Origin of the sequence: Dokdonella sp. (assembly GCF_019634775.1) — a bacterium.
In the GTDB taxonomy this organism is placed as follows: domain Bacteria; phylum Pseudomonadota; class Gammaproteobacteria; order Xanthomonadales; family Rhodanobacteraceae; genus Dokdonella.
This window is the reverse complement of record NZ_JAHCAS010000002.1, coordinates 130,192-144,903: the sequence shown is the minus strand read 5'-3', so window position 1 is coordinate 144,903 and position 14,712 is coordinate 130,192. Positions and strand designations below refer to the sequence as shown.

The window sequence follows — 14,712 nt, the reverse complement described above, 5'->3', positions numbered from 1 at the left end:
GGCCGGTGGACGGCGCGCACCGCAGGGAACCGATTGGGTGAAGCCCAGGCGGCGCGGATGCCGGGGTGCCCTTTCGCTTGGTTGCTTCTCCTGACTGCGCGCATCCTGCACTTCGCCCCTTCGGGGCCGGCTTCGCCGTTCGCGCCGCTCCTGCGGCGCAGTGCGCAAGCAAAGAGAAGCAACACGCGAGCCGCCGAGGCGAGCGGAACCGGATATCACGCCAGCAAATCAGAAAGAAGCACCGGGGCGACGGATTGACGAGCTCCGATCGCACACAGGGCAGTTCCTACGCACGCTGCCGCGCCGCGAGCCAGTCGGCCACGCGCACTGCCACGCTGGACGCCTGTGCGCCAAGCAAGGGGCCGACATGGCTCGCGCCGGGCAAGCATTCGAAATCCGCACCGAGCCGCACGGCAAGGGCGCGGCTGGCGAAGGCCGGGATTTCGTCATCGTGCTCGCCGGCGACGACCAGAGCCGGGCAGTGCGGCCATTCGACGACGATGCCGGCCTGCGCCTCGGCGATGGCCTGGCCGGATTCGTCACGCCAACGACGGAACGCGTACAGTGCGGCGGCATCATCGGCATCCGGCATGGCGCGTCGCGTGCCATGCAGCGAGCGCCGGCTGCCCCAGGGCACGACCGCCGCCGGCGCGACGTCCGGCAGGCGCCTGACCACTCCGGCCGGCGGCAATGCGTTGACCAGGACCAATGCGGCGGCCCGTGCCTCGACCGCAGCCGCCAGCGCGAGCAACCCGCCGAGGCTGGCGCCGATCAGTGCAAGCGGCGCGCCGTCATGCCCGGCTTCCCTGCACCAGTCGGCGACCTGGGCGCGGTAATCGGCGAAACACGTCGCCGCGAGCCCCTCCGGGCCGGCCTCAAGGTCACGGCTGACCACGTCGATGCCACGCGCGCGCAGCACGCGCGCCCAGATGTTCCATTCCCAGGCACCACCGCCAGCGCCATGCACGCACACAACCCGCCAGGGACGCTGCTTCGTCGACTCGCTCATCCGCGTCGATCCTCCAATCCGATCCGCCATTATCACCCCGCTTGCGCGGTGCAGCTTGATCCGTCCGCCGCATGGCGCAAGGCTTGCCGCGACGCCCGCTGGCACTGGCCGTCTCCCATCGCTGCGGTTGCCCGATCGCATTGCCCGGCCTGTCGCCTTGAACGGCACCCGCCCCGGACGATGTGCCGCCGGCCACCGCGCCTTGCAGGCCATCCATCGAACGCCGCCGCGACCTGTTGCGCGTGCGAGCACGCGCTGCCATCCGCGGCTCCGCATGGACGCCCTTCCCTGCATGGAAGCGAATCGCGCGCACGCTAGACGGAGGCGACCATGTCCCACGGCACACCCGACATCCGCAACATCGCCCTGGCAGGCCATGCCGGCGCCGGCAAAACCACGCTGTTCGAAGCCCTGCTGCATGCCGGCGGCGCAATCCAGACGGCAGGCACGATCGACCGCGGCAACACCGTGTCCGATTTCGATCCGATGGAACGCGAGCGACGCCACTCGATGGCAGCGACGATCGCCTCGATCGACCACGATGGCTGCCATATCAACCTGATCGATACGCCCGGATACCCGGACTTCCGCGGTCCGACGCTGTCGGCGCTGGCCGCCGTCGAAACCTGCGCGATCGTCGTCGATGCGGTGCACGGCATCGGACACCTCACCCGGCGCATGATGGAGCGCGCGAAGGCTCGTGGCCTGGCGCGCGTCATCGTGGTCAACCGCATCGACGCCGAGGGCGCCAGGCCGGAGGCATTGACGGAAACGCTGCGCCACGAGTTCGGCAGCGAGTGCCTGCCGCTCAACCTGCCCGCGCAGGGCGGGAGCACCGTTGTCGACTGCTTCTTCAATCCGTCCGGCGAGGCCGATTTCTCGTCGGTCGCCGAAGCCCACCAACGCATCATCGACCAAGTCGTCGAAATCAACGAAACGGTGATGAACCACTATCTCGATCTCGGCGAGGAAGGCCTGTCCGGCAGCGAGTTGCACGACGCCTTCGAGCAATGCCTGCGCGAGGGCCATCTCGTGCCGATCTGCTACACCTCGGCGCGCACCGGCGCCGGCGTGCGCGAGCTGCTCGATGTCACCAAGCGCCTGCTGCCGAACCCGCTCGAGGGCAATCCGCCGCCCTTCATCAAGGGCAGTGGTGCCAGCGCCGAGCCGATCGAGGCCGTTGCCGACCCGGACCGACATGTCATCGCCGACGTGTTCAAGATCGTCAATGATCCCTTCGTCGGCAAGCTCAGTGTGTTCCGCGTCTACCAGGGCACGGTGCGTCGCGACACCCAGCTCTTCATCGACGATGGCCGCAAACCGTTCAAGGTCGGTCATCTGTTCCGGCTCAAGGGCAAGGAGCACATCGAGATCGACGTCGCCGTCGCCGGCGACATCGCCGCGGTGGCCAAGGTCGACGAGATCCATTTCGATGCCGTGCTGCACGATTCGCACGACGAAGACCACATCCACCTCAAGCCACTCGATTTTCCACAGCCAATGTTCGGCCTTGCGGTCGAGCCGGCACACAAGGGCCAGGAACAGAAGCTCGCCACCGTACTCGCACGCCTCGGCGAGGAAGACCCCTGCTTCCAGGTCGAGCACAGCAAGGAGCTCAACGAGACGATCGTACGCGGGCTCTCCGACCTGCACGTCAAGCTGATGCTCGAGCGCATGAAGGAACGCTACGGCGTCGAGGTGAAGACGCGCCCGCCACGCATCGCCTATCGCGAGACGGTCGCCAGCGCGGCCGAGGGTCACCATCGGCACAAGAAGCAGACCGGCGGCGCTGGCCAGTTCGGCGAGGTCTACCTGCGCATCGAGCCGCTGCCGCGCGGGGCCGGCTTCGAGTTCAACGAGGAGATAAAGGGTGGCGCGATTCCCGGCCAGTTCGTGCCGGCAATCGAGAAGGGCGTGCGTCAGGTGCTCGAACACGGCGCAGTCGCCGGCTATCCGCTGCAGGATGTGCGCGTGACCGTCTACGACGGTCGCCACCACAGCGTCGACTCGAAGGAAGTGGCCTTCGTCGCCGCCGGCCGAAAAGCCTTTCTCGACGCCATCGCCAAGGCACGGCCGACCGTGCTCGAACCGATCGTCAACCTCGACGTCAACGTGCCAGAGGCGCATGTCGGCGACATCACCGGCAGCCTTGCCGGCAAGCGCGCGCGCATCAACGGTACCGATGTGTTGCGTGGCGGCGAGATCGTCGTGCGGGCACAGGTGCCATTGGCCGAGATCGGCGACTACTCGACCGAACTGAAAGCCATGACCGGCGGCCGCGGCCGCTACACGCTCGAGCTGAGCCACTACGAACCGGTGCCGCCGAACGTGCAACGCCAGCTCGTCGAAGCGTACCGGCCGCGAGTCGATGACGATTGAGGAGACAACGCCACGGCGTGAGGCAATCGCGGCCGTTTCCTGCGGCGTTTCTTGCAGGCGGTTCACACGGGTGTTCCGTGCGGATGCGCGCGCCCAGGCGATCAGCGTCCGAACGGCTTGCGCAGGCGCTGCACGAGACTGCCGCGACCAGAGGCCGCGGACGATTCGCCGTGGCGCGGTGCGCGGGGTGTCCATTCAAGCCAGCCAATCGCGTCGTAGGCATTGACCACGTCGAACACGTCGGACATGCCGGTGCCACTCGACGCGGCGATCTCGTGCAGGCGCAAGGGCTTCATCATCGTCGTCGAGATGCGCGCCTGGCGTGGGTAGTCGCGCAGGATGTCGAGCCAGCGCGTCACCTTGAACGTGCCACCGGGATCCAGATGCGAGGCCAGCCGCCCCCCCGAACGCAGCAGGGCATCCAGCCATACGAGCTTGATGTAAGGCTGGGCCACCTGCGCCTCGCGCAGCTGCGCGATTTCCGCACTGGTCAGCGCATGCCAGTCGCTGCGCCGCGAGGGCTCGCGGCAATACGGCTCGAGCGCACTCAGTGATGCCTCGCTGTGGAACACGCGGTTCTTCGGGTCGAGCACGAGGGGCGGTACCTCGGGCAAGGCGAGTTGGGCCGGACCGCCGAGCAGGTCACCGGCGAGAAAATCGCGCAACGGCCGCAGGGCAAGGTCCTCGGGCGCGATGCGCTTGGTCGCCGGCGCGTAGCGACGCACCGGCGCAGGCTCGTCGGCGGGACGTTGCGGATCGCGCTGCACCCGCGCTTCACTGCGTCGGGTCGGGCCTTCGCCGGCATCGATCGTTACCGTGTCGTCCATGCCGATCGGCGGACGCGCATTGGCGAAAGGATCGACCAGCGGGTTGCCCCGGATCAGTTCATCGAGACCCGGCGCAACGTCGTCGCTCGCCGGCGACCGGTCATCGACAGCATCGGCGATGACCGGCTCGACCTCGACATCCTCGAAGTAGTATCCCGGCTGTGCCGGCACGATCGCGGCCGGCACGACCGTCGGGCGGGTCACTTCGTTGAGCACGCCGACCACGTCGTCCAGACGGAATGGCCGCTCGAAACGCAGCGCCGCCTGCGTGTCGACACCGGCATCGCAGATGACGGCGCAGCGGACACCGGCCGCCTGCGCACGCGCACGCGCCATCTGTCCGGCGAACTGGTTCGGATCGACCACGACGAGATCGGCGCCGACCTCACCACCCCAGCGCCAGGCATGCTCGAGCTCACGCGCCGCCTTGCGCATCAGCAGGCGCAGGTGGGCGATGTCCTCATCGGAGGCTCCGATCGCGGTAATGGTCTTTTGTTTCGGCATGAACGCACGCTTCTCGGACCGGACAGGCCTGCTCAGGCAGATCCGGCGTTTGCCGGCACGCCGGCCCCCACCACCCGCGACAGCCACCCAGTGGCATGACGGGCGGAACTCTCGCTAGCCTGCAATCCCGTCACCGTGCCGTCAATCGCAAGCCGCCAAACGGCACGATCCGGTCATCCGGTGCGCGACGTCTTGGCCTTGGCCGGCTTGCGCTTCGGTCGCAGCATCGTGCCGACGCACTTCGGTGCGCCGCAACGACAGGCCCAGATCTTCTTGAGGCGCGGGGTCAAGCGCTCCTCGAGGGTGATGCCGTAGTCGTAGGTCAGTTCCTCGCCGGGCCTGATCGCGCGCAGCGTCTCGATGGTCACACGATCGAGCTTGCGCTTGCCGTCGGCGTTCTCCTCGAGCACGGCCTGGCAGTTTGGTGCGCAGCTGTGGTTGATCCAGCGTGCGACGTTGCCGTCGACGTTGGCATCGATGATGTACTTGTCATTCAGCGTGAACAGGAATGTGTGACCGGCTTCCGTGGTCCCCGAATACAGGCGATCAGCCTGGGCGTGGGTGAGACGGCGGCCGCGGTATTCGACGACTTCGGTACCGGCCGGGATGTGGGTCTTGGCGAAGACGCCGTTGCCGTGGATTGGCGAACGGCGTTGCTGGATGCGTCGGGTCATGGAAGCCTTGCGGATTGAGGATGGAGGCGCGTGCACATGATAGCGGCTCACGCCCGGAGTGGGCGCTGGCGAGGTGCGCACGCATTCGCCATCATCGCGCTCATGAACCGGACTTCGCGCGCCATCGTCTGCGTGCTCGTCATCGCCATCACCACCGGCATCGGCCATTTCACGCGGCCGTCCGAGCCGACGGTGGCGCAAGCCGAACGTGGAAACGCACGTCAGGCACCCGCTGTACATGGCTTCGACTACTGGCTCGTCGCGCTGTCGTGGTCACCCGCGTATTGCGAGACGAACCCGCATGACCGTGAACAATGCGGACCGCGCGGCTACGGTTTCGTCCTGCACGGCCTGTGGCCGCAATACGAACGGGGCGGCGGCCCGCAGGACTGTCCGACCCGCGAACGCCCCGACGCGGCGACGATCGCGCGCAGCCTGGCCTTCATGCCGAGCCGGCGCCTGATCGAGCACGAATGGCGCGCCCACGGCGCCTGCAGTGGACTCGACGCCCGGGACTATTTCGATCTGTCCGACCGCGCCTTCGCCTCGGTGCGCATTCCACCGGCCTTCGCCTCGCCGCGCTCGCCGCCGCGCATGCGCGCCGACGACGTGCGCAATGCCTTCGTCGCCGCGAACCCCAGCCTGCGCGCCGACATGTTCGCCGTGGTCTGCCGCGGCCGCGACCTCGCCGAGGTACGCATCTGCGTCAACGACGACCTTTCACCGCGCCGCTGCGGCCGCGATGTTCGCACGCGCTGCCCGCGCAACACCGAGTTGCGGATTCCGGCGTTGCGCTGAATCCGGGATTGGGGATTCGGGATTGGAGATTGGGCAAAGCCGGGCTTCGGATTGGGGGCGGGTCCTCTGTCGCCTTTCCTTTCCACTTGCATCGTGGAAAGGAAAAGCCTCGCTCGAATCCCCAGGCCGAATCCCGAATCTCCGCCTCAACAGCAGCCGTCGCCGCCCTTGACCGTGTGCGCATGGCTGGCCGCGACGCCCCGGGTCAGACCCTTGTTGCTGGCGACGTGGTGGTCGGCGATGACCTTGGCCACGCAGGCGCTGACACGCTTGCCTGTCGGGATGTGCAGGAACTCGTTCGGGCCGTGCGCGTTGGAATGCGGGCCAAGCACGCCGGTGATGAGGAACTGCGCACCCGGGAACTTCTCGCCGAGCATGCCCATGAACGGGATCGAGCCACCCTCGCCCATGTAGGCCGGCGGCGGGCCGAAGAACGTGCGCGAAGCCTCGTCGACCGACTGCTCCAGCCACGGCGCAAGCGCCGGCGCGTTCCAGCCGCTGCCGGCCTTCTCGAGCTGGAAGCTGACCCTAGCGCCGTATGGCGGGTCCTTCTCGAGCAGGTTCTTGAGGAATTCGCCAGCCTTGATCGCGTCGGCAGTCGGCGGCAGGCGCAGGCTCAGCTTGACCGCGGTGAAGGGGCGCAGCACGTTGCCGGCCGAGTCGAGCGCGGGCAAACCTCCGACGCCGGTGATCGACAGCGCCGGGCGCCAGGTACGGTTGAGCACGAGCTCGGCAAGGTCGTCGTTCATCGGCCGCATGCCGCCGACGAACGGGAACTTCGAATACACATCCGTGCCGAGCACCTCGGCACTGCGCTTCGCCTGCTCGAGGCGCTGTGCCGGAATCTCGGCGTGCAGTTCGCCGGGCAGGATGCGCCCGGTGGTCTCGTCCTCGAGGCGCGAGAGCACCTGGCGCAGGATGCGGAAGCTCGAGGCAACCACGCCCGAGGCATCGCCCGAATGCACGCCTTCATCGAGCACGTCGACGCGCAGGTTGCCGCCAGTCATGCCGCGCAGCGAAGTGGTCAGCCACATCTGCTCGTAGTTGCCGCAACCGGAATCGAGGCAGACGATCAGCGAGGGCTTGCCGATGCGTGCGGCGAGGTGGTCGACGTAGTACGGCAGGTCGTAGCTGCCGGATTCCTCGCAGGCCTCGATCATGATGACGCAGCGTGAATGCGGGATCTGCTGCGCCTGCAGGGCGAGGATCGCGGCGAGCGAGCCGAAGATCGCGTAGCCGTCGTCGGCGCCACCGCGGCCGAACAGCTTGTCACCCTCGATCACCGGCTTCCACGGCCCGAGATGCTCGGCCCAGCCCGTCATTTCCGGCTGCTTGTCGAGATGGCCGTACAGCAGCACGCAGTCGTCGCCCTGCCCGGGCACCTCGATGAAGATCAACGGCGTGCGGCCTTCGAGGCGCACGACCTCGATCTTCATGCCGGGGATCGGCTGGCCCTTGGCCCAGTTCTCCATAAGCGCGACGGCCTGGTCCATGTAGCCATGCTCGGCCCACTGTGCATCGAACATCGGCGACTTGTTCGGGATGCGGATGTATTCGACGAGCTGCGGGACGATCTCATCGTCCCAGAGCTTGCCAACGAAGTCGCTGATCTGGCGTGAATCCATGATGCCTGCCTCGCCTGCGCGTGTATGTCGGACCGCGGATTCTAGCCCGATGACCCGGTCGGCGTAGGAAATCACCTACACGCCGTCGCGCCGGCGCCGCACGCGCGGACGCGGCGTTCCGCCGATTCGCCGTGCCGGCGAAGCGCGCAGGATGCCTGCACCGGACGCATCCCGCGCCGGCCACCAATTCAAAGGGAGTACAGCCATGAACATGAAGTCCATCCTCGCCTCGCTGATCCTGTCCTGCGCGCTGGCCCTGCCGGCCTTCGCCGGCAGCCCGGTCGACATCAACACGGCCAGTGCGACAGAACTCGCCGAAGGCCTCGACGGCGTCGGCATGAGCAAGGCCGAGGCGATCGTTGCCTACCGCGACGAGCACGGCCCGTTCGCCAGCGCCGACGACCTCGTCAACGTCAAGGGCATTGGCGAGAAGACCGTCGAGCTCAACCGCGCGAACATCCTGACTGGCGGCAAGGGCAAGCTTGCCAAGGCGCCGAAGGCACCGGCCGCGGATTGAGCCGGTCGCCCCACGGACTCGTTCCCGCCCCCGGCGCGAAGCCCGTGTTGCTGCGCAACACGGGCTTCGCTGCTAGACTCTGCGCGCCCCCGCCGGTGCGCAGATGCCGTCTTGATCGTTCCCCGCTACCACATCGGACCGTCGACGATCGCAGGCGCTGGCAAGGGCCTGTTCCTCGACGAAAACATCGCCCGTGGTCGCATCCTGATCGCGCCGGATGCGATCCCGCGCACCTTCAGCCTGGCCGAGATCGAAGCCATGCCCGACGCGGCAGCCCTGCTGCCGAGCAGCGTGCGCTGGTTCGAAGACCGCTACACCATCTCGCCGGACTGGCCTGACGAGTGTTACGTCAACCATGCCTTCGCCCCGACCGGGCTCTGGCATCTCGGCTTCGTCTTTGCGGCCGGCGACCTCGTCGCCGGCACCGAGGTCACCGTCGACTACCGCCACCTGCTCGGCCCCGGGCAGGTGGAGGCCTTCCTTGATTCCGCGACCGGCGGGCGCATCGTCGGTTATTCCTGGAGCGACAGTCTCCGCGCGTCCTCGCAGGCGCTGCTCGGACTGTTCGGCTGAGGCACGCCCGACATGCTCGAGATTCCCGTCATCATCACCGAGCGGCTGCGCCTGACCGCGCTGGCGGACAAGCACTTCGAAACCTATGCGGCGATGCTTGCCGACGAGGGCACCACGCGCTTCGTCGGCGACGGCCAGCCGCTCGACCGTATGAATGCGTGGCGTTCGATGGCGATGCTGCTGGGCCATTGGATGCTGCGCGGTTACGGCATGTGGGCACTCGAACTCAAGGAAACCGGCGAGTTCGTCGGCCGCGCCGGCCTGCACAATCCGGAGGGTTGGCCCGATCTCGAAATCGGCTGGATGCTGCGGCCGGAGTTCCGCCACCAGGGCCTTGCCACGGAAGCGGCCCGGGCCGTGCTCGCCTATGCCTTCCAGCGCCTCGGTGCCGAGCGCGTGATCAGCCTGATCCGCATCGAGAACTCCGCCTCCGAGCGGGTCGCCCGCCGCCTCGGCGGACGCCAATCGACGACGATCGATTTCCTCGGCAGTGCCACCCTGGTCTACACCTACCATCGTCCGGACGAACATGGTTGACGCCTTCGCCGAAGCCGGCGTGCGTCGCTTGCACGCAGCCGACTACCGGCGTACGCGCTGGAAGAACGACGGCGGCTGGACCACCGAACTCGCCTGCGATCCACCAGCCGACACCGACGGCGGGCTCGGCGCGTTCCGCTGGCGCATCAGCATCGCCGAGATCGAGTGCGACGGCCCGTTCTCGACATTCCCCGGCATCGACCGCGACCTCGTCCTGCTCGCCGGCAACGGCATGGAACTCGACATCGACGAAGCCTCTCCACTGCGCATGGACCGTCGCCTCCAGGCCGTGCGTTTCGCCGGCGAACAGGCGGTGCAATGCCGCCTGCTGGCAGGGCCGACGCGCGACCTCAATGTCATGGTCCGCCGCGGCGAAGTCTCGGCCGAAGTGGCCGCGCGTCCGCTGACCGGCTCGATGCTGCTGTTTCGCGAACCCGGCGTGTGCTGGTTCGTGCACGTGCTGGCCGGCCACGCCACGCTGCAGATGGACGGCACCTCGATAGAGGCCACGCTCAACGACAGCCTGATCCTCGAACCGACCGCCGCGCATGCACGCGGCGTGCTCACCGGCGCGGGTGAGCTCGTGCTGGTGAAGCTGATCGACAACGCCTCAGGCTCGAAGCCCCTGTAGGAAACGCCTTCAGGCGCGATGCTCCTTCTTGTGACGTTGTACAGCCAGACCATCACGGCTGAAGCCGCTTCCTGCGAGGCATTCTTTGCAGCGCGCTCAACGATCGTCGCGCGAATACACCCAGCCGTCTTCAACCTTGACCGGGAACTTGGCGGTCGGCTCGTAGGCGGGCGGACAGGTCGCCGCGCCGGTGCGCACGTCGAAGCGCGCCCCGTGGCGCAGGCACTCGACTTCGTAGCCGATGATCGGGCCGCCGACGAGTTCGCCGCCATCGTGCGTACACACATCCTCGATCGCGTACAGCTCACCGTCGATGTTGAACACGGCGATCGCGGTGTCGCCGTCCCAGCCGACCTGCACCTCGCCGGGCAGCAATTCGGCGGTATGGCAGATGCGCACCCAGTTCTCGCTCATCGGATCACCTCCGCGAGTACGCCCGAGGCGACCAGTTCGCAGATGCCGCGCACGTCACTGTCCATCGCACGATCGCGTGGCATGAACGCAATGCGTTCGCGGATCAGTGCATGCGCGAGGCGCACGGCGCGACCGGCATGGAAATCCCCGGCGGTGGCCAACGCATGCATCAACGCCTGCACCTCGGCATCGAACTGTGCACGTTGCGGGCTGTCCTCGGTCGGCGCGCCGGCGACCTTGGCGGCGAACGCGGCACGGTCGCCACGCGCGGCAAGGCGGCGCGCGGCATTGAGCATGTCCTGACGGTACTCCAGCGCCTGTGCGGCGGTGTAGAGCTCAAGCGCAAGCACGTGGCCGAGGTCCTCGCACATCTCGAGCACGTGGCGCGCCTCGTTCGTGCCCATCGACACGTGGTCCTCGGCGTTCGCGCTGGTCGGGATCGAATACACGCTGGCCGGATGCGCGCGCGTGGCGAGATCGTTGACCAGCGCCGCCGCCGTGTACTGCACGATCATGAAACCGGAATCGGTGCCGTCCTCGTTGCCGATCAGAAAGGCCGGCAGGCCGTCATTGGTTGAGGGATCGACGAGCTTGGCCAGGCGCCGCTCGGAGATCGAGGCAAGCACCGGAATCGCCGCCTTCACGTAGCTCATCACCAGTGCCAGCGGCATGCCGTGGAAATGCCCGGCCGAGATGACCTGGTCCTCGATGTAGCGCGGGTTCTCCGCGTCGGGAAACACCAGTGGGTTGTCGGTGACTGCGTTGAGTTCGATGTCGATGACGCGACAGGCCTGCGCCCAGGCATCGCGCACGGCGCCATGCACCTGCGGCATGCAACGCAGGCAATAGGCATCCTGTGGTTGGTGCTTCTTGCCGCCCTTGAACGGCAGGAAACGCTGGTAGAACGCCTCGCGACCATGGCGCTGCGACGGCGGCACGTAGTCCCAGGCGATGTCGAAACGTTGCGCGCGATCCTCGGCCTCCTGCCAGGCCTCGGCCGTCCACGTGCGAAAGCGCGGCACGAGGTGGTAGGCGATATCGACCAGCGTCGAATCCTCGAGCAGGTCGCGCACCGATGCCGATGTGGCGACCTGGCCTGGATGCGGGCGCAGTTCGTGCACTTCCGGTCGCAGCGCGCCGCTGCGGCCGGCGAAGGCGTCGAGCGTCATCGCCGCGGCCAAGTCGGCGGTGGCAATCAAGCGTTCGATGCGCGCCAGGGCGAGCACGCCGGTCGCCAGCATCTGTGCGGTGCCATTGTTGAGCGCAAGGCCTTCCTTGAACGACAGACGCACGGGCGCGAGTCCGGCACGGCGCAGCGCCTCGGCGCCGTCGATGCGGTCGCCCTCGAAATAGGCCTCGCCACCGCCGAGCAGGACGATGGCCAGATGCGACAACGGCGCAAGATCGCCACTGGCACCGACCGAGCCCTTCTCCGGGATGACCGGCACGATGCCGCGGTTGAGCAACTCCGCCAGCGCCTCGAGCGTGGCCACGCGGATGCCGGAATGGCCGCGCAGCAGCGTATTGATGCGGATCGCCAGCATCGCGCGGACGACCTCGGGTGCCAGCGGCTTGCCGACGCAGACCGCGTGGGTGATGACGAGATTGCGCTGCAGTTCCTCGAGCAGGCTACCGTCGTGCCGTTCGGGATTGCCGCCCGGCAACTCGTCGCGCGCGCGATGTGCGCCGAGCAGCTTGTCGGCATTGCTGCCGAAGCCGGTGGTCACGCCGTACACCGGCTCGCCGCAACTGACCTTGTCGGCAAGGAATTCCGCCGCACGCTGCACGCGTTCGAGGGCCACCGGCGCGAGGGCAACACGCGCGCCACCCTCGGCAATGTCGATGAGCGCAGCGCGGGTCAGGGACACGCCATCGAGAACGACCACGCTCATGCCAGCCTCCGCATCACCGCAGCCTGCTCGAGCTCGACGCGCAGCGTCTTCACCAGTTCACCGCGCTGCACTTCGAACTGATCCTCGCGGCGCAGGTCCTTGACCGTGACCGTACCACTGGCAAGTTCGTTCTCGCCGAGCACGAGCACGAAACGGATGCCGGCGCGGTCGGCGTACTTGAACTGCTTGCCGAGCTTGGACGGCTCCATGACGACTTCGGTATTGATGCCGGCCGAACGCAGCTCGGAGGCCAAGGCGAGATAGGCCGGCAACTGCGCCTCGTCCATCTGCGTGACCAGCGCCTGCACGGTGCTGGTCGCCGTGCCGATCAGTTTGGCCTCGCGCAGTTGCCAGTACAGGCGCGTGGCGCCGATCGAGATGCCGACGCCCGGAAGCTTCGACTTCGTGTAGTTGCCGGCGAGGTTCTCGTAGCGGCCACCCGAGCAGATCGAACCGATCTGCGGATGATCGTTCAGCGTGGTCTCGTAAACCGTGCCGGTGTAGTAGTCGAGGCCACGCGCGATCGACAGGTTCAGCGCGAAATGCGTCTCCGGCACGCCGAAGGCCTTGACCAGGTCGAGCACCTCGCGCAGTTCCGCACGGCCCTGCTCGAAGGTCTCGCTGCCGGAACCAAGCGCATCGAGCTGCGCGTGCGCGTCGGTCAGCGAGGTCGAGCGCACCTGCACGAAGGCGAGGATCTTCGCGACCACGTCGGCGCCGAGGCCGAACTCGCTCTCGAGCGTCTGCCGCACGGCATCGGTGCCGCGCTTGTCGAGCTTGTCGACCTCGCGCAGCACGGTCATCTGGCGCTCGCCCTCGGCGATGCCGAGCCCCTCGAACCAGCCGCGCATCAGGCGGCGGTTGTTGAGCTGGATGGTGAACGGCCCGATCGCGAGATCGCGGAACACCGAGTAGATCGTCGCCGGCAGTTCGGCGTCGTAGCGCACGGAGAGCGCATCCTTGCCGATCACGTCGATGTCGCACTGGTAGAACTCGCGGAAGCGCCCGCGCTGCGCGCGCTCGCCGCGGTAGACGCGCTGCATCTGGTAGCGACGGAACGGAAAGCCGAGATCGTGTTCGTGCTCGGCAACGTAGCGCGCAAGCGGCACGGTCAGGTCGAAGCGCAGCGCCAGTTCCGGCTTCTCGCCCCGCTCCAGCGCGCCGGTCGACTGCACGAAATAGACCTGGCGCTCGGTCTCGCCGCCGGACTTGGTCAGCAGCACGTCGGCGAATTCCATCACCGGCGTCTCGATCGGCAGGAAACCGAAGCGCTCGAAGTTGCCGCGGATCGTGTCGAGCATGCCCTGGAAGGCGATCTGGTCGAGCGGCAGCAGTTCGAGCACGCCGGGTGGCGTGCGGGCAGGCGTCAGGGCCATCGGAATCCTCGGAAAAACCGGCGTATCGGCACCATGCGGGGCCGTGAAAAAGGCGCATAGGTTAGCAGACCGAACCGAGCCGCCCGCAGCCGCCATTGCATCGCCGCGACGCGGCCACTATCATGCGCGCCCCGCCTTGGCGGGATCCATGTCGGGGTGTAGCTCAGTCTGGTAGAGCGCTACGTTCGGGACGTAGAGGTCGCAGGTTCGAATCCTGTCTCCCCGACCAAATCCTGCGGTACTCCGCACGCAACCCGGCCACGCGCCGGGTTTTTCGTTTGCGCCGCGCGATCCGGCCGGCCCGGCGGCCGTGCTAGGTTTGGCTTTCGCCCACTCCAGCCCCCTTCGCCGTGTCGATCGTCCTCACCCCCTTCGCCCTCGCCCGCCTGTTCCCACGCGAGCCCCGCCGCAACACGATCCAGGACTGCACCCCGGCCGAGTTCGAGCGTCGGCTCAATGACGAAGCGCCACACAAGGTGCTCGACGGCTATGCGCCGTTCTGCAAGCTGCACGTACACCGCAACTGGACCTCGACGCGCTGCCTGACCGTACCGATCACCGAGGTCAACCGCCCTTTGCTGCGCTCGGCCTACGAGGCGCGCACGAAGGACGAACTGCCGGTGCTCGTGCGTTGGTTCGAAGGCGTCGAGGCGCCGATCGCGGACTGGCTGGTCGTGATCCTCTACAGCCGCGAACAACTGGCGAAGGAAGGCGCGCCGATCGAAGCCGACTGGGGCATCGTCGGTTGCCTGTACACGGCAGAACCGGAGGAGATCCCGATGGCGCCGATCACGATGATGCGCAACGCGCTCGGCGTTGACGAAGGCGGTTCCGGAGTGCCGCTCGACCGCGAGGCCTACCACCGCAGTGTCGCGTACTGGGAAAACCATGCGAACTGGCGTCCGTAGCAAGTCACACCCTTGTAGGAAGCGGCTTCAGCCGCGATGCTCCTTCTG

At 67.3% G+C, this 14,712-nt stretch carries 14 protein-coding genes and 1 tRNA gene; 8 read left to right on the top strand and 7 right to left on the bottom strand.

From position 1 onward, the window contains the following. Window positions 1–286: 286 nt before the first annotated feature. Window positions 287–1,009 (bottom strand): alpha/beta fold hydrolase, encoded by a 723-nt coding sequence (locus KF907_RS11580; RefSeq protein WP_291220540.1) that lies wholly within the window; start codon window positions 1,007–1,009, stop codon window positions 287–289. Window positions 1,010–1,339: 330 nt separating this feature from the next. Between KF907_RS11580 and fusA the strand changes: the two genes are divergently transcribed. Then, window positions 1,340–3,388: an elongation factor G gene (fusA, locus tag KF907_RS11575; RefSeq protein WP_291220539.1), complete on the top strand. Its 2,049-nt coding sequence runs from the start codon at window positions 1,340–1,342 to the stop codon at window positions 3,386–3,388. Between the two features lie 101 nt (window positions 3,389–3,489). Here fusA and KF907_RS11570 read toward each other — a convergent pair whose 3' ends face one another. Together KF907_RS11570 and KF907_RS11565 are read right to left on the bottom strand one after the other, a co-directional pair. Beyond that, the gene (locus tag KF907_RS11570; protein WP_291220538.1) at window positions 3,490–4,719 is read right to left on the bottom strand and encodes a hypothetical protein; all 1,230 of its coding nucleotides are present in this window, start codon (window positions 4,717–4,719) and stop codon (window positions 3,490–3,492) included. Between the two features lie 173 nt (window positions 4,720–4,892). After that, window positions 4,893–5,393 (bottom strand): SET domain-containing protein, encoded by a 501-nt coding sequence (locus tag KF907_RS11565; RefSeq protein WP_291220536.1) that lies wholly within the window; start codon window positions 5,391–5,393, stop codon window positions 4,893–4,895. 102 nt (window positions 5,394–5,495) lie between these two features. On the opposite strand from KF907_RS11565, the gene KF907_RS11560 reads away from it, so the two are divergent. Next, entirely contained in the window at window positions 5,496–6,191 is a 696-nt protein-coding gene (locus KF907_RS11560) for a ribonuclease T2 family protein (RefSeq protein ID WP_291220535.1), read from the top strand. A 146-nt stretch (window positions 6,192–6,337) separates the two neighbouring features. Here KF907_RS11560 and KF907_RS11555 read toward each other — a convergent pair whose 3' ends face one another. Further along, complete coding sequence (locus KF907_RS11555) at window positions 6,338–7,816, bottom strand: M20 family metallopeptidase (protein ID WP_291220533.1); 1,479 nt, start codon at window positions 7,814–7,816, stop codon at window positions 6,338–6,340. Between the two features lie 205 nt (window positions 7,817–8,021). On the opposite strand from KF907_RS11555, the gene KF907_RS11550 reads away from it, so the two are divergent. The 4 genes from KF907_RS11550 to KF907_RS11535 all read left to right on the top strand — a co-directional run bounded on the left by KF907_RS11550 (window position 8,022) and on the right by KF907_RS11535 (window position 10,074). Further along, complete coding sequence (locus KF907_RS11550) at window positions 8,022–8,333, top strand: ComEA family DNA-binding protein (RefSeq protein WP_291220531.1); 312 nt, start codon at window positions 8,022–8,024, stop codon at window positions 8,331–8,333. Between the two features lie 111 nt (window positions 8,334–8,444). After that, on the top strand, window positions 8,445–8,906 hold the full coding sequence (locus KF907_RS11545) for an SET domain-containing protein (protein WP_291220529.1): 462 nt from the start codon (window positions 8,445–8,447) through the stop codon (window positions 8,904–8,906). A gap of 12 nt (window positions 8,907–8,918) precedes the next feature. Further along, window positions 8,919–9,443 (top strand): GNAT family N-acetyltransferase, encoded by a 525-nt coding sequence (locus tag KF907_RS11540; RefSeq protein WP_291220527.1) that lies wholly within the window; start codon window positions 8,919–8,921, stop codon window positions 9,441–9,443. Next, on the top strand, window positions 9,436–10,074 hold the full coding sequence (locus tag KF907_RS11535) for a HutD/Ves family protein (protein ID WP_291220525.1): 639 nt from the start codon (window positions 9,436–9,438) through the stop codon (window positions 10,072–10,074). The genes KF907_RS11540 and KF907_RS11535 overlap by 8 nt, the downstream gene beginning before the upstream one ends. 96 nt (window positions 10,075–10,170) lie before the next feature. Here the strand turns inward: KF907_RS11535 and KF907_RS11530 are convergent, their stop codons facing one another. Genes KF907_RS11530 through hisS form a run of 3 tightly spaced genes read right to left on the bottom strand, consistent with a single transcriptional unit; the run spans window position 10,171 to window position 13,756 of the window. Next, window positions 10,171–10,488 (bottom strand): non-heme iron oxygenase ferredoxin subunit, encoded by a 318-nt coding sequence (locus KF907_RS11530; protein WP_291220524.1) that lies wholly within the window; start codon window positions 10,486–10,488, stop codon window positions 10,171–10,173. Next, window positions 10,485–12,380 (bottom strand): HAL/PAL/TAL family ammonia-lyase, encoded by a 1,896-nt coding sequence (locus tag KF907_RS11525; RefSeq protein WP_291220522.1) that lies wholly within the window; start codon window positions 12,378–12,380, stop codon window positions 10,485–10,487. Before KF907_RS11525 ends, KF907_RS11530 begins: the two co-directional genes overlap by 4 nt. Continuing rightward, window positions 12,377–13,756 carry a histidine--tRNA ligase gene (gene hisS / locus KF907_RS11520; protein WP_472843866.1) on the bottom strand — a complete coding sequence of 460 codons (1,380 nt, stop codon included), beginning with the start codon at window positions 13,754–13,756 and terminating at the stop codon, window positions 12,377–12,379. Before hisS ends, KF907_RS11525 begins: the two co-directional genes overlap by 4 nt. 152 nt (window positions 13,757–13,908) lie before the next feature. On the opposite strand from hisS, the gene KF907_RS11515 reads away from it, so the two are divergent. Together KF907_RS11515 and KF907_RS11510 are read left to right on the top strand one after the other, a co-directional pair. Next, window positions 13,909–13,985: transfer RNA gene (locus KF907_RS11515), tRNA-Pro, on the top strand. A gap of 121 nt (window positions 13,986–14,106) precedes the next feature. Then, window positions 14,107–14,664: a DUF3228 family protein gene (locus KF907_RS11510; protein WP_291220520.1), complete on the top strand. Its 558-nt coding sequence runs from the start codon at window positions 14,107–14,109 to the stop codon at window positions 14,662–14,664. Window positions 14,665–14,712: the final 48 nt, after the last annotated feature.